The 17,528-nt window shown below is 65.3% G+C and carries 16 protein-coding genes and 1 tRNA gene; 13 read left to right on the forward strand and 4 right to left on the reverse strand.

Going from position 1 to position 17,528, the window contains the following annotated elements; all coding sequences use genetic code 11:
* Nucleotides 1–309 precede the first annotated feature (309 nt).
* The 3 genes from Nocox_RS33685 to Nocox_RS33690 are packed head-to-tail and all read left to right on the forward strand — an operon-like array spanning nt 310 to nt 2,470.
* Nucleotides 310–1,206 carry a tyrosine-type recombinase/integrase gene (locus Nocox_RS33685; RefSeq protein WP_020541219.1) on the forward strand — a complete coding sequence of 299 codons (897 nt, stop codon included), beginning with the start codon at nt 310–312 and terminating at the stop codon, nt 1,204–1,206.
* Nucleotides 1,181–1,384 (forward strand): hypothetical protein, encoded by a 204-nt coding sequence (locus tag Nocox_RS43430; RefSeq protein ID WP_020541220.1) that lies wholly within the window; start codon nt 1,181–1,183, stop codon nt 1,382–1,384. The genes Nocox_RS33685 and Nocox_RS43430 overlap by 26 nt, the downstream gene beginning before the upstream one ends.
* A gap of 30 nt (nt 1,385–1,414) precedes the next feature.
* Nucleotides 1,415–2,470, forward strand: coding sequence for a tyrosine-type recombinase/integrase (locus tag Nocox_RS33690; protein WP_020541221.1), 1,056 nt, complete (start codon nt 1,415–1,417; stop codon nt 2,468–2,470).
* Between the two features lie 569 nt (nt 2,471–3,039).
* Here Nocox_RS33690 and Nocox_RS33695 read toward each other — a convergent pair.
* Both Nocox_RS33695 and Nocox_RS33700 read right to left on the reverse strand, forming a co-directional pair.
* Entirely contained in the window at nt 3,040–3,726 is a 687-nt protein-coding gene (locus Nocox_RS33695; RefSeq protein WP_084685318.1) for a DCL family protein, read from the reverse strand.
* A gap of 398 nt (nt 3,727–4,124) precedes the next feature.
* A complete protein-coding gene (locus Nocox_RS33700; RefSeq protein WP_211212542.1) occupies nt 4,125–7,169 on the reverse strand; it encodes an N-6 DNA methylase in 3,045 nt (1,014 codons plus the stop codon).
* Nucleotides 7,170–7,305: 136 nt separating this feature from the next.
* Between Nocox_RS33700 and Nocox_RS33705 the strand changes: the two genes are divergently transcribed.
* Nucleotides 7,306–7,866: an NUDIX hydrolase gene (locus Nocox_RS33705; protein WP_020541225.1), complete on the forward strand. Its 561-nt coding sequence runs from the start codon at nt 7,306–7,308 to the stop codon at nt 7,864–7,866.
* Here the strand turns inward: Nocox_RS33705 and Nocox_RS33710 are convergent.
* Nucleotides 7,847–9,064, reverse strand: a complete 1,218-nt coding sequence (locus Nocox_RS33710; protein ID WP_020541226.1) for an NsdA family TPR-like regulatory protein — start codon at nt 9,062–9,064, stop codon at nt 7,847–7,849. The two genes, Nocox_RS33705 and Nocox_RS33710, sit on opposite strands and share 20 nt — an antisense overlap.
* 199 nt (nt 9,065–9,263) lie before the next feature.
* On the opposite strand from Nocox_RS33710, the gene Nocox_RS33715 reads away from it, so the two are divergent.
* The 8 genes from Nocox_RS33715 to Nocox_RS33750 all read left to right on the forward strand — a co-directional run bounded on the left by Nocox_RS33715 (nt 9,264) and on the right by Nocox_RS33750 (nt 16,253).
* Entirely contained in the window at nt 9,264–9,593 is a 330-nt protein-coding gene (locus Nocox_RS33715; protein WP_033408195.1) for a hypothetical protein, read from the forward strand.
* 391 nt (nt 9,594–9,984) lie between these two features.
* A complete protein-coding gene (locus Nocox_RS33720; protein WP_020541229.1) occupies nt 9,985–10,701 on the forward strand; it encodes a GntR family transcriptional regulator in 717 nt (238 codons plus the stop codon).
* 123 nt (nt 10,702–10,824) lie between these two features.
* Complete coding sequence (locus Nocox_RS33725; protein WP_020541230.1) at nt 10,825–11,253, forward strand: hypothetical protein; 429 nt, start codon at nt 10,825–10,827, stop codon at nt 11,251–11,253.
* Entirely contained in the window at nt 11,250–11,570 is a 321-nt protein-coding gene (locus Nocox_RS33730) for a hypothetical protein (RefSeq protein ID WP_020541231.1), read from the forward strand. The genes Nocox_RS33725 and Nocox_RS33730 overlap by 4 nt, the downstream gene beginning before the upstream one ends.
* Before the next feature lie 87 nt (nt 11,571–11,657).
* The gene (locus Nocox_RS33735) at nt 11,658–13,100 is read left to right on the forward strand and encodes an FtsK/SpoIIIE domain-containing protein (RefSeq protein ID WP_020541232.1); all 1,443 of its coding nucleotides are present in this window, start codon (nt 11,658–11,660) and stop codon (nt 13,098–13,100) included.
* Nucleotides 13,097–14,707 (forward strand): replication initiator, encoded by a 1,611-nt coding sequence (locus tag Nocox_RS33740; protein WP_020541233.1) that lies wholly within the window; start codon nt 13,097–13,099, stop codon nt 14,705–14,707. Before Nocox_RS33735 ends, Nocox_RS33740 begins: the two co-directional genes overlap by 4 nt.
* Nucleotides 14,704–14,895 (forward strand): helix-turn-helix transcriptional regulator, encoded by a 192-nt coding sequence (locus tag Nocox_RS33745; protein WP_020541234.1) that lies wholly within the window; start codon nt 14,704–14,706, stop codon nt 14,893–14,895. Before Nocox_RS33740 ends, Nocox_RS33745 begins: the two co-directional genes overlap by 4 nt.
* Nucleotides 14,892–16,253 (forward strand): tyrosine-type recombinase/integrase, encoded by a 1,362-nt coding sequence (locus Nocox_RS33750; RefSeq protein ID WP_020541235.1) that lies wholly within the window; start codon nt 14,892–14,894, stop codon nt 16,251–16,253. Before Nocox_RS33745 ends, Nocox_RS33750 begins: the two co-directional genes overlap by 4 nt.
* A gap of 243 nt (nt 16,254–16,496) precedes the next feature.
* Here Nocox_RS33750 and Nocox_RS33755 read toward each other — a convergent pair.
* Nucleotides 16,497–16,570 (reverse strand) — tRNA-Arg (locus Nocox_RS33755).
* A 163-nt stretch (nt 16,571–16,733) separates the two neighbouring features.
* Between Nocox_RS33755 and Nocox_RS33760 the strand changes: the two genes are divergently transcribed.
* The gene (locus Nocox_RS33760; protein WP_020541236.1) at nt 16,734–17,522 is read left to right on the forward strand and encodes a phosphotransferase; all 789 of its coding nucleotides are present in this window, start codon (nt 16,734–16,736) and stop codon (nt 17,520–17,522) included.
* The last annotated feature ends 6 nt before the right edge of the window (nt 17,523–17,528 follow it).

Below are 17,528 nucleotides of genomic sequence, written 5' to 3' on the forward strand. Positions count from 1 at the left end.
CCGCGTCCGCCCGCGCCGGACGGGCACACGACGGGCCCGGCTCTCCACATCGCACAGACGGCGGCACGGGCGACAGGGGCTCCCGCGCGTCCGTATCCAGCGATCACCGGGGCCTTGGCCGAACGGGAATCGCGGGATGGGTGTCCGGAACGGAACTCTGCAGGACGCCTCTTGGCCAGGGCGGTCGGTCCCATCGACCGCTTCCAGACCGGGCGCAGCAACCCCTGTCCGGGGCGCTACCCCGTCCCCTGCTCACCCGCACAGCCTCACCCCGCCGACCGCACCCAAGAGAACAGGACAGGACACACGATGGCCGAGGGACGCACGTTCAAACGCTGTTCCTGCCGCGACAGCGACGGCAAGGAACTCGGGCAGAAATGCCCCAAGCTGCGCCGCGCCGACGGCGGATGGAGCTACCGGCACGGCATCTGGAACTACCAGATCGAACTCCCACCCTCATCCGACGGCAAACGGCGCGGGCCGCTGCGCCGCGGCGGCTTCGGCACCCAGGACGCCGCCAAAGACGAACTCGGCCGCGTGCGAGACCTGCTCGCGCTGGCCGACCCACGCGAGCCCGCCACCCGCACCCAGATCGCCGACCTGATCAAACGCACCCTGACCGAGACCGACGCCCTGCCGGACGCGGAGACGGTCCGCCGCAAGATCAAGACTGGACAGCATCTGACTCAGGAGATCACCGTCGAGCAGTGGCTGAACGAGTTCCTCCACCGCAAGCGGAAGATCGAGGAGACCACCCGCCGCTCCTACGAGGGCCACATCCGCCTCTACCTGATCCCGTATCTGGGGCGGCTGCGGTTGGATCAGCTCAAGGTCAGCGACATCGCGTTGATGTTCGAGCAGATCGAGGAGTTCAACGACACCATCGCCGAACGCCGCACCGACCCCGACCCGCAGGTGCGTGAGAGCGTCAAGTACCGGCGGCCGATCAGCATCGCCACCATGCACCGCATCCGCGCCACGCTCCGCCACGCGCTCAACATGGCCATGCGACAGGACCGGCTGATCGACTTCAACCCCGCCGCCGTGCTGGAGATGCCCGCCCACGTCCGGCCCAAGCCGCTGGTGTGGACCGAGGACCGGGTCCATGCCTGGCAGCAGGACTTCCACACCTACCGAAAGGCGGAGAAGCAGCGCCGGGGCGGACGGCGTCTCGCACACCGTGCGGTGGACGGTCGGCAACCGTGAGAAGTCGCAGACCTTCAAGACCAAGGGCCCGGCCGAGAGCTTCCTGTCCGATCTGCGGCAGGCGGCCAAGAAGGGCGAAGCCTTCGACGTGGACAGCGGTCTTCCCGCTTCGATGGTCAAGGCCAAGGATGCCCGGACCTGGTACGCCTTCGCCGTCGCGTACGTTCGCACCTGGTGACCTCACGCGGCGGCGAAGTCTCGTGAAGGCATGACCGACACTCTCGCCACCGTCACCCGCGTCTTGGTCGGCGACGTACCTGGCCGTCCGTCCGACGAGATCATCCGGCGGGCGCTGCGCGAGTACTCCTTCCTGCCCGAGGACCGCCGGCGGGAGCCGACACCGGAGGTCGCCCGCGCTGTCCGCTGGTTGGAAGGTGCTTCGCTCCCGCTGAGCGCTCTGGAGGAGACCAAGCACGCCCGTGCGGCGCTGGAAGCCCTGGCGCTGTGCCTGGACGGCAAGCCTGCGGCGACCTCGACGTACCGCCGCAAGCGGGCCGTCTTTCATCACGCGCTTGAGTACGCCGTGGAGCTGGAGGAGCTGTCGGCGAATCCGCTGCACAAGGTCAAGTTCCGCAAAGCCAAGGTGAGCGGCGAGATCGATCGGCGCTCGGTGGTCAGCCCAAGGCAGGCGCGTGAACTGCTCACCGCGGTGACCTACGTGGGGCGGTCGCGAGGGCCGATGCTGGCTGCCATGTTCGCCTGCATGTACTTCGGCGGCCTTCGCCCGGCAGAAGCAGCGGGACTGCGGCAGAAGGACTGTCGGCTCCCAGAGAAAGGCTGGGGGCTGCTGACACTGGAGAAGACCCGGCCGCAGAGCAACAGGCGGTTCACCGACTCCGGGCAGGCCCACGACGAGCGCGGGCTGAAGCATCGGGACGTGAAGCACACACGCACCGTGCCCGTCCCGCCTGAGCTGGTGGCCATCCTGCGGGATCACATCACGGCGTTCGGAGTCGCCGAGGACGGCCGGCTCTTCCGTACGCGCACGGGCGGCGTGATCTCGGGCTCGGCGTACGCGAAGGTCTGGCAGGAAGCCCGGACGTACGCCTTCACCCCCGACCAGGTCGCCTCTCCCCTGGCGGGCCGGCCGTACGATCTCCGGCACGCGGCAGTTTCGCTCTGGCTCAACGCGGGCGTGCATGCGCCGGAAGCGGCCGAGAGAGCGGGACACGGCGTGGACGTGATGCTGCGCGTCTACGCCAAGTGCATCGACGGCCAACAGGAGATCGCCAACCAGCGCATCTTGGAAGCGCTCGCGGCGTGACACAGGAGCTACGGCAGGGCCCCGGGACACCTCGGGGTCCTTTCGCCGTTCCGGGCCTCGAAACTCCCACGCCGACCTGGGGAAACGTGGCTGCGAGCATTCCGCGTATGTTCCGCGAGCAGTGGCACAGGGCTGCTTTCGGGGGCCTCCCGCTGCCTACGAAGCAACCGGGGCGATCATGCAAAAGACCAGGTCAACCCGTGGATTGCCTGGTCTTGGTTGCGCGCCCTGCAGGATTCGAACCTGCGACCGTCGGATTAGAAGTGGAGCAGCGGCCACGAAACCAATTACGCCTCCGACCTGCACCGCAACCTTTCGGCAATCTGCTGGTCTGCGAGTCCATCCCGCACATATCCCGCAACGGTGCCAGCCCTTTCACCCGGCGGGCCGGGCTGAGGTACGAAGCCCGGACCTTCGATCGCCCCCAACCCTGCACTACGCTCAACCACCGCAGGGCGATCGTGAGAGGGATGCGATGTACCGCCGAGGTTTACGTGCTTCCTTCCATTAGCTGTGCCTATACGTAGCCGTTGAGAGAAGTGTCCCGCTTCGAGAGCCAGTAGGATCTCTTACCTCGCACGAGGCCGACTGACACCACGTCGCAAGTTGGACAGGTTCGCTTGTATAGAAACAATCCTCAACGACGCAACGTCACGGTGATGATCTGCCCACGCTTGAGCTTGCCCGTCATCGGCAAAAGTCGGACCTACTACTCCATCCGTCGAGATCAGATCAAAAGCGTCCCAGCCGCCATGGGCTAGTACATAATCAGTAGCCAGATCGATGAATTCCGGGTCGAAATGATCGACATGTACCTCATTCGGACTCTCAAGGATCACATCGGTAACGGCGCACCGGACTTGATCACTATTACGGAAAGCAGCGTTTAGGAACGCAATGACCTGAGGCCCGACCACCTGACGCATCGCCCTGAGCACCAGCTCGCGTTGCGTGGGAGGCGTGAGGCACTTCGTGAAGCTGAACTCGGTCTCGGACCCGTCCGTCCTGACGATGAAAAAAGAGACTTTGTTCGGATAGAGGGGATTTGCTCGCACTTCGAAATGATCTATACCTGACCCGACCTTGCGCTCCGCATCTGGGTGGAGTTGAAGGAGATCAACCAGAAATTGCTCGTGCGTAGGGTCCTGGACGCACGCCCCCACAGGGTAGTGGTAGAGGATGCCACGACATTCTTGTAGCGCGTCGCTCTTGGTGGAGAAGAACCGCTCTCCGATGAGGATGGGTTTAGCAGCCATGCATCTAGCATGACGGGCACGGACGACTTTTACAGGCTCTTTCATCTCGGACTCGTTACGAGCGCTACGGGCTTCGAGCGCTACGAGCAGGCCCCTCGGTCACCAGGGGCTTCCGGTCGGCGCCCGAAGAGGCAAGGTGATGGAGTTCGGAGGCATAGACATGCAGGGCCGGCGGCGGCGCGAGTTGGGTCGGCGGGTGAGGGTGGTGCGGCGCGCGCTGCGTACGGAGGGCGGACCGGAGCCGCCGCCGTCCGGGACCGGCGCCCACGCCGCACGCCCGGACGGCGGCGGGCGGACGGGCCGTGCGGCGGCGCTTAGCGCCGCCGCCTTGACACCTATGAGCGTAATTCGGCAAGAAAAGTTCTGTCGTGATGTTCTGTCGTGAGACCAGACAGGAATTAGCCGCCTAGCAACTCTGTGACGATGTTCGCGATTTCCTCGGCGTGACTTCCAGACGACAGAGCTTGCCGTACTTTCCGGCGCAGAGTTACGAAGTTCTCTGTTTCATCGAGATCTAGCTCGGCAACTAGGCTTGCCTCTGCTTGCCCTAGTTCCACCAAGCGCCGGTGAGCCGGATTGGAGCCATCATAAAGCGGAATAGGAAGCTTCCAGAGATGTTTGTCTATATGGCGCTCATCCTTACCATAAGACATTAGCGGCCTAACGAGCTGCGTAAGCGCCGGATTATTTAGTATGGCGCATAGGTAAAGTCCCTCGTCGCGATTCGTTACCGTACCCCAATAAAGGGTGTGATCGATGATTGCATTAGGATTATCCACCAAGGCAGCTGCTACATGCATTCCAGCCTTGCCGTACAGAAGCCGTAGTGGCTGAGCTGGGAGTTGACTGGAAAGCTTGTGACGGAAGTCCAACTGTTCTCGGAGAGTAAGGCGAGTGCTGGAACGATGCTGCTCCCATAGACTCTCGATAGATCGCCACCAGTCAGCCAGACCAGGATATAGATCAAGTTTCGGGTTTTCGCTGTCGAGCAGATCGTTTCCGTCGATAGGGAGAACAGACTCTCTCGCCGGAAGAACCCGATAAGGAAGGACAGTTTCACCCAGCATTGTGGGTCGTATGAATTCACTTTCTACGACACCGATTATGTCCGCTAGATCTTTCCAAGGAGCCTTCTCGGTGCTGCTACGCATCGATTGAACTGCGCGTCGACCGGCACCAAATCCCAGCGGACTTGCCGGCTGCGGGCGCACAAAGAAAAGAACACGCGGAAAGATAGTCGCACCGTTGGAGAAACGCCCAGCATAGGGTGATGGCCCCTCCGCCTCGGTACTACTGATCGTCAAAGCAGCGGGCATGCGAGTGAGATGCGGTGCCGCAGCCTCCCACGAATGAATTCCCCGCGGGAGTGTTCCAGTCCAACGAGTTGTTTCAGCAGGTAGCATGTAAGGAGCGTTATCGGTTCGTCGACCGAACACTACGGCTCCCCCGCGCGGGAAAAAGTGTGGCCGAATTCGGCGCAAGTCCCAGGACCCAGTAAACGCCGCATCGACCTGCTCGGATCCGTCGGAGTACTTGCCTGAGCGGAAGCCAGCGAAGTAGCCGCGATCCAGTGCCGCGTTGGGAAGTACAAATGCGAACGATCCGCCGATCTTGAGGTATTGCTGAATGGCCCTAGCAACGAACAGGCCCGATAGGTCCTGCTGAGTCGCAACGCTTTTCCCGTGCCAGAGGCCGCGCGCCTCAGACATCTTTCGAAAGACTTCTTGCATGTCGGTGGGCATGTGACGGTAAGACAGCCACGGTGGGTTTCCTACCAGGACATCCACGCGGTTCTCTGGGCGGCCTAGCCACACGGGCCTTACCAGGTTACGGATGTAGTAGCTCCAGATGTGATCCCGGCCTTCGTCTTGCAGGCGGCACAGTACTCCGAAACTATCTTTGATTGCTGGCTGGTCGGCCTCAGCGATGGCGAGTCGCTTAAAGATGGCGGTGAGAGGCGGGACTGTGCCGGTGGTGCGGTTTTTGCTTGCCAAGGACGCCAGCTCAGAGATGAGCCGGTCGAAGTGCCCAGCGTCAGCAAGGAGACGGTCAGGGAAACGTAGTTCGTCCTCGAACAGTTGGCTGCCGGTCCCGGTGGAAATGAGTAAATGACCCTCGGTGAAAAGATCCACTCGCTGAGCCCATTGGACGCTGTCGCCGAGGTAGACCGGAACCGTGATTGGGCCACGTTGGGAGTCGATAAGGCGGTCTCGACCGATGGCAAGTAGGTAGGTGACCCTTGCCAAGGCGACGGCCACAGGGTGCAAGTCGATGCCCAAGACGCGGTTGGTAAGGCCTGACAAGGCAGCAGCCAGCGGGATACCGGCCTGGTCAGCGGCGGCGAGATGGCGGCGGACCGCGTGGAACAGGAACGTTCCGGAACCGCAGGACGGGTCAAGGACCCGCTGATTAAGTGGATCGGTCACGGCCTCAGCGACGACCTGATCCGCGAGCCAGTCGGGGGTGTAGTACTCACCCAGACGCTTGCGGGTCTCGGCGCCGATGACGGACTCATAGAGGACCTTTAGCACGTCGTGTTCAACAGTGGCCCAGTCGAACCGAGCCAGGCGCCGGGCCATGGTCCGAACGAAGGAATCCCCTCCGGGGACCTCAAGCACCCAGTCGAAGAAATCGGCTTCGACCACGCCGTAGATCTGGGCAAGATCGAAACGCTGGCCAGCAAGGAGGGTAGCCGGCTGCATGTCGGTTACGTCTAGGCCGAGAACGAGGTGCGCGATCACCTCGGCGCTGTTGACGAGCAGGGTGTGTTCAAGAAACAACTCGTCGTCGTCGGTGAACTGGGTGCCCAGCGCGCTGCGCAGCAGCTTGGACCACAGTTCGCGCTTGAGCTGGACCGTGGGTAGGTTGCGGTGCTCGGCGTACAGCGCGCCCAGTACTGCGCGATCTAGAGCATATGAGGCGCTGGCAGCGCCCAGCCGCGTAACGATCTCGCCCGGGGTGGGAGGGATCCCCTTTCGGGTGGCGAGTACGCCTTCGAGCCAGGTCAACAGGGACGTGAGATCCGGGCGCGGTTGCTTCAGCTCGAAGCGCGTGGCCTCGGTCAGTTCGTCGTCGCGCAAGTGGTAGGCACGCCACGTGGTGCCGTCGGTGAGAATGCCCACGTAGCGCTGTCCGGTCTGCTCGCTTCGGGTCCTGACATAGCCGGCAAGCTGCTTCTCGGCCGCTCTAAGTACGGCGGCGCCGCTTAGGTCCTTCTTGACCTCGATGACCGTGAAGCCGACTTCTATGTCTATGCGGCGGCCGTCGCCAACCGGCGTTTCCAGTGCAACGTCTAGATCGTGTTCGGCGAGGTTCAACCCTCCGGTGAGAAGCAGGTGCCGGATGTCGGATTGTAGGGTTGCCTCGCTGCGCAGGCGATCGCGCTTGCTGAGACGGTCAAGGAGAGCCTGGAGCTCGTTCTCAAGCAGGGAATCAGACGCCACCACAGACATTTATCACGCTGAGCGCAGGTAAGCGGACTTACGACGCTGAGCCGAGATCTCGATTGAGCACCATATGTAGCCTTGATGCCTTGATGTTCGCGTGTACGTCGACGATGTTGGGCGGTAGCGTCGCGGTGTGGCTACCAATGAGGAACAGACGCGCTGGATCGTCCACGGCGAGCGACTGATCTATGACAACCGGTGGATCCGCCTCGGGCTCGTTGACGTCGAGATCCCGGGCGGGGAGCGCTTCGAGCATCACGCGGTTCATCTGGACCGGGCGGCCATGACGGTGCTTGTCGATGATCAGAGTCGAATCCTGATGCTGTGGCGGCACCGGTTCCTCTTCGACCGTTGGGGCTGGGAGCTTCCCGGCGGCCTGGTCGAAGTCGGTGAGGATCCGAAGGACACCGCCGCCCGCGAGGTGGAGGAGGAGACCGGTTACCGGCCCAAGGAGATCGAGCACCTGATCACGTTTCAGCCGATGGTCGGCATGGTCGACTCCGAGCACATCGTGTTCCTCGGCCGGGGTGCCGAACTCGTCGGTGAGCCGGCCGGGGAGGTCGAGGCCGATCGGCTGGAGTGGATTCCGATGAAGGAGATCCCGGGCATGATCGCCCGCGGCGATGTCTGGAACTCCGGTGTCCTGGTGGGGCTCCTCTATGCCCGGGAACGGCTCAACGAGATGCGCGGGTAGCGGCGCGAGTCAGCTCGGCGATTCGTCGCGCGTGACGGCGAGAGCCGGTCATCGTGGCGAGTTGTTCGGCTCGGTAGATGTGCGGTTGCGCCGCATCCGACTCCCCCACGGCCAACAACGCGTGTGCGAGGTCACAGCGCAACCCGGCCTCGGCTCGGTTATACGTGCCGTCCATGCCTGCGAGAGCCGACCGTAGGTCTTCGATGGTCTCGGGGTCGCCGAAGCGGACGAGGCAGTTGCCGCGCCACCGGGCGAGATGGTGACGGTTGAGGGAGACGTACGGCAAGAGGGGGTCGGCGTCACCTTCGGGGAGCAACGCGGCGGCATGGTCCAACGCTGTGCGACAGGTCTTCTCGTCGCCGAGGATCGCGGCGGCTTCGGCTTCAGCAGCGGCAAGCCATGTGCGCAGATGGCCGGGGACCCGGCGGTCGTAGGTGGTGCGGACGTGGCGAAGCAGCTCCGTAGCTTCCGCCGGCCGTCCCAGGTCGGTCAGAACGTATGCCTGCTGCCCGCGCGCATAAGCGAGTAGGGCGGGGTCGTCGGCATCGCGGGCGGCCGAGATGGCGCGTTCGTGATGATCCCATGCGTCTTTCAACGCGCATGTGTCGATAGCCTGCCAGCCGGCAAGAGCAGCGGTCTCGGAGAGCACGTGGGCCAACTGCGCGCGTATACCGGGCCGTACGGCGTGATGGTGGGCGCGCTCTATCTGAGATATTTGGGCGCGCATTTTGTCGGCGATGGCCGCGCTGCCGAGTCTGCGATCAAGTAGGCGGAGGTTGTTGGTGTCCGTGCTGAGGATCATCACCATTGCGGGATCAATGACGGCGGCGGCCTCGATCCTGGCGGCCAGTTCCTCGGCCTGCTCCTCGTGCTCGTGGTCGCGGTCGCCGGTGGGTGAGGCGATGTCGAGCGGGGCCAGGCCGAGCAGCATGCGGGCGTGGTCGGGCAGGCCGAGACCGAGGGCGATACGTTCGTAGACCTCCAGGTCGGTGACCTGGCGCTGGCCACGTAGGTGCTGGCTGATGCGTCCCTGGGCGATGCCGGTAGCGGCGCTGATGCGCACCTGGCTGGCGCCCGCGTATTTGACGGCAAGGCCGAACAGTCCCGCTATATCACGTTTCTTAAGAATTTCCCGGGTCTCGTCGCGGTCCCATACCCATGCGGGGATTTCGATTGACTCGAAAGCGTTTCCGTGCATTCTGGCCTCCACTGTTTCCAGACTGACGGCGCATGGCTGGCACTGGGAACTCTATATCTCCCGGTGGTATATCCCGTTGGGATAGGGCTGGAATCTCTTTCCATCCATTCTTTCCGGCATGACAACACCGGTTAAGTGCACCGCGTGCGACGGGCGCGGGTGGAAGATGGTCACTCGGCGGGGGCGAGTGACGGCCGCGATGATCGGCGAGGCCACCTCGTCACAGGAAGACTGCCTCTATTGCGACGGGGGCCAACTCCTCGTCGAGATGTTCGAGTGGGAGACGTTCCTCACGAACGCCGGCACGGACGAGCTCGGGCCCTGCGGTGCCACCTCCGGACAGGCCAGCTCGATGGACGAGCTGCGCAAGGCACTGCGCCAGATGGACCCGGCGCGTGAGCCGTGGGGACGCATCACGCACCGGGTCTACGACTTCGGTACGGTCCCGGACGACTGGTCCCGGCGGGTGATCTTCCGAGCGACGCTCGACCTGGCCGGGTCGGTGCGCTTTGAGAGGACCGACCGGTGAGTGGCCGGCCTCCAGTCCGGGACACGTATTGCTCGCTCCTCCACCTCCCGCCGGCGCAGAAAGGGGCTCAGTCGCTGCTCTGGTATCCCGCGCGCCGGTTCGAGAGGTTCCGGGTGATCGCCTGGACCTGCCATGAGCATCGCGAAACCTGGTATGAGCTGTGCGAGAGCGGCGGGCTGTCGTTCATCCGGCGCTTGACGGGCCCCGCCATGAGGCCGCACGCGGGACAGACGTACGCCTGGCGGACAGCGAAAGCTTGGAACGTGTGGCTGGCCCTGCTGTCCGGCAAGGTGAGATAGCCGTTCCCGCTGGTGGCTGAGATCCTGACAGGCTCTCGCTCGGCCGCTACTGTACTTATGCAGACAAGTGGAAAAGCGATTGGGCGGTTAGCATGAGCATGGACTTCGCCCCTCCGAAGTATGCCCAGGTGATGACGGCGATTCAGCAGCGTATTCGAGACGGCGAGTACGCGCCCGGCGACATGCTGCCCTCCGAAACGCAGCTCGTCCGGGAGTTCGGCGTGGGGCGGACAACCGTAGTGCGGGCGCTTCAGACGCTCGCCATGCAGGGGTGGATCGAACGAGAGCACGGGCGCGGGTCGTTCGTAAAGGGCCGTCCGGAGAGCCCGGCGGACCGCGTACGGCCTGGCCTTGAGACGGCCGAGCAGACCGAGAGCGCCGAGAACATCGTGAGCGTGGGCCGTGTGCCGGCTCCTCGGCATATCGCCCGGCTGATGGGCGTGGATGAGCGGACTCCCGTGATCGCTCGTCAGCGTGTCGCCAAGCGGGCAGAGCGGGTGACTGCGACGGAAACTCTGTGGTTCCCCTTGGAGATCGCCGTAGGCACCGATCTGGACAAGCCCGATCCCCTGCGGCATGGCGTCCGGCAGCACTTGCAGGCCGTCAAGCATCTGCGCTTCGACCATGTGACGGAACGACTGGCCGCGCGTGAGCCGACCAAGGAGGAGGCCGAACTCCTCGGCTCGTCGGCTCCGGTGCTCGGCGTGCTGGCCAGTGTCCACGATCCGGCTGGGGCTGTGCTCATGGTGGTGACTGTCGCGCTGCCAGGTGACCTTCATGAAGTCGAGGATGTCTACCAGGTGAGTTGAGTCTCCCCCACTCGTTTCGCTCGGTTACTTGTGCGGACGAGTGGGGAAGGCTTACGATCGACTCAATCGGACAAGTGGACGACCGTCTAAGGGGTTGTCCTAAGAGAGAACAGGAGTCATGTCATGGCCATTCAGGGCCCCATCCCAATCAGCTTCGATCACGTCTTCCCGCACGGCTGCTACCTGGTGGGGGAGGTCGAGCAGGTCAAGGACTTCACCGCCTCGACGAACGGCCGCACCGTCTACGCCAAGGACAAGACCACCGGCGAGTTGGTGTGGCAGGTCGCCGTCATGGACGCCGACCCGGCGGTCAAGCTCGCCCAGAAGACGGTGGCGGTCAAGATCCTCTCGCCGGTGCAGCCGGTTCCCCCGCCCACGCCCGCGGGCCTGCCGATCACTCCGGTGGAGTTCGAGGGGATGACCGTCACGCCGTACGTCGCCCAGAACACCGGGCGGTTGGCCTACTCCATCCGTGCCAGGGGGATGCGCGTTCCCCGCAACGTGGCCGCCCCCAGCAAGCAGACCGGCGCCGGCAAGGAGGCGGCGGCGTGATCGACGACCCGTACACCTACGTCACGATGTCGCTCAGTCCGGGCGGCGTCACGCACCTGGGCGTCTCGTTCTACTCGCCCGAGATCAGTGCTCGGGCCTCGGTGCTGGACTCCGGGCGGCCCTACTTCGACATCAGCAGCAACGCCGTTCAGGTCTCCGTGTCCACCACGGCGGCCGGGCCGGTCACCCCCAAGGACCTCGACATCGCACAGCGGATCTTCGAGGCCGCCGGGCGGTACCTGGCCGACTGCAAGCGGCTGCACGAGCAGCAGTCAGGCGACTCCGGCACACCGGCCTCCGACTCCTCGGCGGCCTGACACGTAAGCGGGGCCGCTGGAAGCGGCAACTTCCGGCGGCCCCTCGGATCTCCCACACACGCGAATGCTTGAGAGGACTCCAGCCTAATGTTCAGAAAGCTCCCCGGAGACGAGGCGCGTAACCTCGTCTCCACCACCCCTGACACGGCCGTGGTGTTCCGCCCGGCCGTCGTGCGAACCCCGGCGGTCGTCAGCATCGTGATCTGGCTGTCGCGCCTGATCGCGAGCCTGATCCGGATCCTCTGGCGGCACCCCATCGCCTGCGCTGTCGCCCTGGCCCCGGTCGGGGTCGCGCTGGCCTACGGCTGGCGCTGGGGCCTAGCCCTCGTCGGCGTCGTCACCATGACCGGGCTGTCCTGGGCGCTGCTCGGTAGGGCCTCGTTCCTGCGCCTGATCGGCTGGCGGCTGCTCGCCTGGTGGCGGCTCATCTGGGTCTACCGCCGTCACTGGCAGCCGGTGATGGTCGTCTCTGGTCTCGGCCGGCACATCCGGGGCCGTGACTACCTGCCACGCCTGCTCAAGGTCTCGTGCACCTCATGGGCCGACCTCGTCACGGTGAAGATGCTCAACGGTCAATCGGTCAAGGACTGGACAGACCGGGTTGATCACGTCGCCCATGGCTTCGGTTCCCGGACCTGCCGGGTAGCGGTCGCAAGGGCCGGCCGCCTCACGCTGACTCTCCCCCGGCATGACCCGTTGGCGGCTCCACTCCCAGCGGTCCCCATCCCTGACGTGGTCTCGGTCGGGCCGGTCGAGATCGGCACGCAGGAAGATGGCCGTCCGCTGCATCTCAAGGTCCACGGCACCCATGTCCTGATCGCCGGCGCGACCGGCTCCGGCAAAGGCTCCTACCTATGGGGCACGATCCGCGGCCTTCTTCCTGCCATGCGAGCGGGCCTCGTCGAAGTGTGGGCGCTCGATCCCAAGCGGATGGAACTGTCACTCGGCCGGGCGCTGTTCGGCAACCGGTACGCCGCAGCCCCGGCGGACTGCGCCGACCTGCTGGAGGCGGCCGTGTCGGTGATGCAGGAACGGGCCGACCGGTTCGGCGGCTCCCAACGCTCCCACACCCCTACCACGGAGGATCCCTTCGTCCTGGTGGTCGTCGACGAGGTCGCCTTCCTGACCGCTTACCAGCCGGACAAGGGGCTTCGTCTCAGGATCACGGCCGCGCTCGCCGTGCTCACCACGCAGGGGCGGGCGGTCGGATTCGGCGTCATGGCGGCCTTGCAGGACCCGCGCAAGGAGGTCATGAACATCCGCAACCTGTTCCCCGACAAGATCGCGCTTCGTCTGGACGAGTCGGAGCAGGTGGACATGGTCCTCGGCGACGGCGCTCGTGATCGCGGCGCACTGGCCGACCACATCTCACCGGTTCCCGAACTCGGGGCGGGCGTCGGATACATGCGGCTCGAAACCTCACCCGACCCGGTCAGGGCGCGGGCGGCCTATGTCTCCGACGACGACATCCGCGCCATGGTCGCGCAGTTCGCGCCCGTCGTCTTCGAGCCCGCGGACGGTGACCGGTGACGAACGCGAACGACAGGGCGACGCCCCGGGCGGTGCGGCTGGCTCGACCGCTCGCCCGGGATGTCGTCGAAGAGATCGCGAAGCAGTACGGCGTGTGCATCCGCCCCGTCGCGCTGCGGCGAATGGATGTCCTCACGGGCAAAGTCGAGATCATCGACGTGCCGTGCGGGGCCACGTTGGAGAGCAAGTGCCCTCCGTGCGCCAAGCGGAACCGGCAACTCCGGATGGCGCAGTGCCGCGAGGGCTGGCACCTCGACCACGAGCCGATCAACACCCCTGACGAGGCCAACGACGAACAGCGCTGGCTGGTGGAGTTCCGCGCCGACATCCAAGCCCGACGCGACGAGGCCGAGCAGCTCGGCCAGGACACCGGCGACCTCGACGCCGTCATCGTCAGCCTGGACGAGGAGATCAACGAGGCGGGAATGCGTGGCAACGTCCTCGGGCGAGTCGTTCCCAAGCGGTCTCGCTCGACCAAGCGGCGGCAGGATGCCCCGGACCTGCCCAAGCGGAAGATGGCCGACACGACGCTCGGGCGGACCTTCGCGGCCTCGGACGGCCGGGTCTACCGGCCCTCGCTGTTCGTCACGCTCACACTGCCCTCCTACGGCAGGATCCGTGCCGGCGTGCCCGTGGATCCGGCGACCTACGACTACGCGCGGGCGGCCCGCGATGCGCTGCACTTCTCCAAACTGGTGGATCGGTTCGTGCAGAACCTGCGCCGGGTGGCCGGTTATGACGTGCAGTACTTCGCCACAGTCGAGCCGCAAAAGCGCCTCGCGCCGCATCTGCACATGGCGATCCGCGGCACCCTGCCCCGGGCGGAGATCAAGCAGATCGCGGCGGCGACGTACCACCAGGTGTGGTGGCCATCCGTCGACACCGTGAAGTACGAGGGCGATCACCTGCCTGTCTGGGAAGAGGGCGCGGGTTATCTCGACCCCGACACGGGCGAGGTCCTGCCTACCTGGGGTGAGGCCCTCGACGAGCTCGACGCCGACGAGGACGCCGAACCCCTGCATGTGATCCGCTTCGGTGACCAGGTGGACGTCAAAGGCGTGCTCGCCGGCACCTCCGACGCAGACCAGTGCATCCGCTACCTGTCCAAGTACCTGACCAAAAGCCTGGGGCAATCCCTCGACGGCGAGGCCCAACGGGAGCACGCGGCCCGCTTCGTCGATGCCCTGCGGTACGAGCCGTGCTCGCCTGCCTGCCCGAACTGGCTGCGCTACGGCGTGCAGCCCAAGGGCGCCAAAGCCGGAATGGCTCCTGGCCGGTGCCGTTCCAAGGCCCATAAGCCGGAACACCTCGGCTACGCCGGACGCCGTGTCCTCGTGTCCCGGAAGTGGTCGAACAAGACCCTGGCCGAACACAAGCAGGATCGCCGGACCTGGGTTCTGGAAGCACTCGGTCAGGCCGACCAGCCGGTTGACCCGCACCGCTACGTCTGGAGACCCGTCCCGGCCGGAGATGCCAACGTTCCCCCGCTCGCCGTGAGGCTGCTGCGGTCGATTCACGAGCGCCAGCGATGGCGCAACCACATGAACCAGCTCCAAGCCCAAGGAGACGGACAAGATCTTTCGGCAACAGAAGGGAGGGCGGCGTGAGGAAGCGTGACGAACTGATGACGGTTCCCGAGATCCTCGACGAACTCGGAGGAATCTCCCGCCGGACCTTCTACCGCTGGCGGGAGGTCGGCAAGGCTCCGGCAGGCTTCAAGCTTCCCAACGGCGAGATCCGGGTCTACCGCAGCGAGTTCACCGCATGGCTCGACACCCTCCGGGAGGCGGCGTGACCACGTCGTACAGCGCCACGTTCTGGGAGATCCGCCGGAACAAGTCGAGCAAGAAGCCGTCGTACGAGGTGCGTTGGAAGGTCGGCGGCCGGGAGAAGTCCAAGAGCTTCGGCACCAAGGCGCTCGCGGACAACTGGCTGTCCGACCTTCGGCAGGCGGCCAAGCGCGGTGAGGCGTTCGACGTGGAGACCGGGCTCCCGGAATCCATGCTCAAGGCGAAGAACGCGCGCACCTGGTACGCCTTCGCCGTTGCCTACGTGGAAACCCGGTGGCCTCACTCGGCGGCCAAGTCGCGAGAGGGCATGACGGACGCACTTTCCAACGTCACCCCCGTACTCACCACCGACCGACCTGGCCGGCCGGATGACGAAACCCTGCGGCGGGCGCTTCGAGACTTCGCGTTCGTCCCCGCCGATCGCCGGCCCCCGCGGACTCCCGAGATCGCGGGCGCACTCCGCTGGCTGGAAGCCGCGTCACTGCCCATCACCGCACTGGAAGACGCCAAGCACACGCGGGCCGCGCTGGAGGCTCTCGCGCTCCTCCTCGACGGCTCGGCGGCTGCGGCGTCCACCTTCCGGCGCAAGAAGGCGGTCTTCCATCACGCGCTTGAGTACGCCGTTGAGCTGGAAGAGCTTTCGGCAAATCCGCTCGACCGGGTGAAGCTGCGCCGCCCGAAGTCGAACGGCGAGATAGACCGGCGCGTCGTCGTCAATCCGGCACAGGCGCGCGAACTCCTCGTCGCCGTCACCTACTGCGGCCGGACGCGCGGAGCGATGCTGATGGCCATGTTCGCCTGCATGTACTTCGGCGGCCTGCGACCGGCTGAGGCGGCCGGGCTCCGGGAGAAGGACTGTCACCTTCCCGCATCCGGGTGGGGTCTGCTCACGCTGGAGAAGACCGCACCCCAGAGCAACAAGCGATTCACCGACTCCGGCAAGGCTCACGACGAACGCGGCCTGAAGCACCGGGATGCGAAGACCACGCGGCCGGTGCCGATCCCGCCCGAACTGGTGGCCATCCTCCGGGCTCACCTCGACACGCACGGCACGGCCAAGGATGGACGGCTCTTCCGGACCAGGACGGGCGGCGTGATCTCCGGCTCGGCCTACGCCAAGATCTGGAAAGAGGCCCGAACCTACGCTCTCACCCTCGATCAGGTCGCCTCTCCCCTGGCGGGCCGACCGTACGATCTGCGGCACGCGGCCGTCTCGCTCTGGTTGAACGCCGGCGTCCACGCGCCTGAAGCGGCAGAAAGGGCCGGTCACGGGGTGGACGTCATGCTCAGGGTCTATGCCAAGTGCATCGACGGGCAACGCGAGGTGGCCAACCAGCGGATCATGGATGCCCTCGCCGCATGAACCCACATGATCAACAACGAAGGGCCTCGGATCGCTCCGGGGCCCTTCGTCGTACGCTGGGGGCTCATTCCGCAGATGTTCCGAAACCCGGCCCCGACCTGCGGAAACGCGGCCGTTTCATCCCGCGTATATCCCGTGACCACCGACAAACAGGGGCTCTCGGCGACCTACTACTGCACACCCGACGAGAGCCGCACCCAAGCAAAAGACCAGCTCAGACGGTGTTTGAGCTGGTCTCGGTTGCGCGCCCTGCAGGATTCGAACCTGCGACCGTCGGATTAGAAGTCCGGTGCTCTATCCAGCTGAGCTAAGGGCGCTCCCGCCTTATTGTGCATGATCCGGCGACTTGTCACGCACATGTTTTGGTTGTGTCAGGGAGGTGGGCGGGTCGGGGCCGGTGGGAGGGGGTGAGCGGGAAGTCCGATCACGGGGTGGAAAGTCCAGGCGGGGGCGGGGTGGGAGGGTCTAAGCTGTCGTGGCATGTTCGCGTCGGTCCTGCATGAGATTCCCCTGCAGGGCGGGGACGTGACTGACGGCGTGGTGCGGGTCGGTGACACCGTGCGGAGACCGGTCAGTACGTCGACTCCCGCCGTGCACGCGCTGCTCCGGCATCTGGAGGCGGCGGGGTTCGCGGGGGCGCCCCGGGTGGTCGGGGGCGGGATCGACGGGTTCGGGCGGCAGGTGCTCAGCTATTTGCCCGGCCTCACCGGGGTGCGGCCGGCGAGTGTTCGGGACGACGCGCTCGGGCGGTTAGGCGGGCTGCTGAGGGACTACCACGACGCGACGCTCGGGTTTCCGCTCCGGATGGAGGGGTGGGAAGGCGGGTCGAACGATGATCGGGCGCCGGAGGTCGTGGGGCATTGCGATCTTTCGCCGGCGAACGTGGTGTTCCGGGCGGACGTGCCGTACGGGATGATCGATTTTGATCTGGCGCGGCCGACGACGCGGTTGTTCGATGTGGTGACGACGCTGCGGCATTGGGCGCCGCTGGCGGATCCGGTCGATCGGCATCCGTTGTTGCGCAATGTCGATGTGGGGGCGCGGGTCAGGATTTTCTGCGACGCGTACGGGGTGTCGGCGCGGGAGCGGCGGCGGTTGGTCGAGGTGGCGCGGTTACGGTTCCAGCGGTCCTACGCGGTGATGCGGAGCCGGGCGTCCGTGGGCGGGGGCTGGGCCCGGATGTGGGCCGGGGGTGCGGGGGAACGCATTCGGCGTGCGGTGGCATGGCTGGATGTGCACGAAGATGAGCTTTATGCCCATTTGGTGTGATCGTGG

Origin of the sequence: Nonomuraea coxensis DSM 45129 (assembly GCF_019397265.1) — a bacterium.
Taxonomy (GTDB): Bacteria; Actinomycetota; Actinomycetes; order Streptosporangiales; family Streptosporangiaceae; genus Nonomuraea; species Nonomuraea coxensis.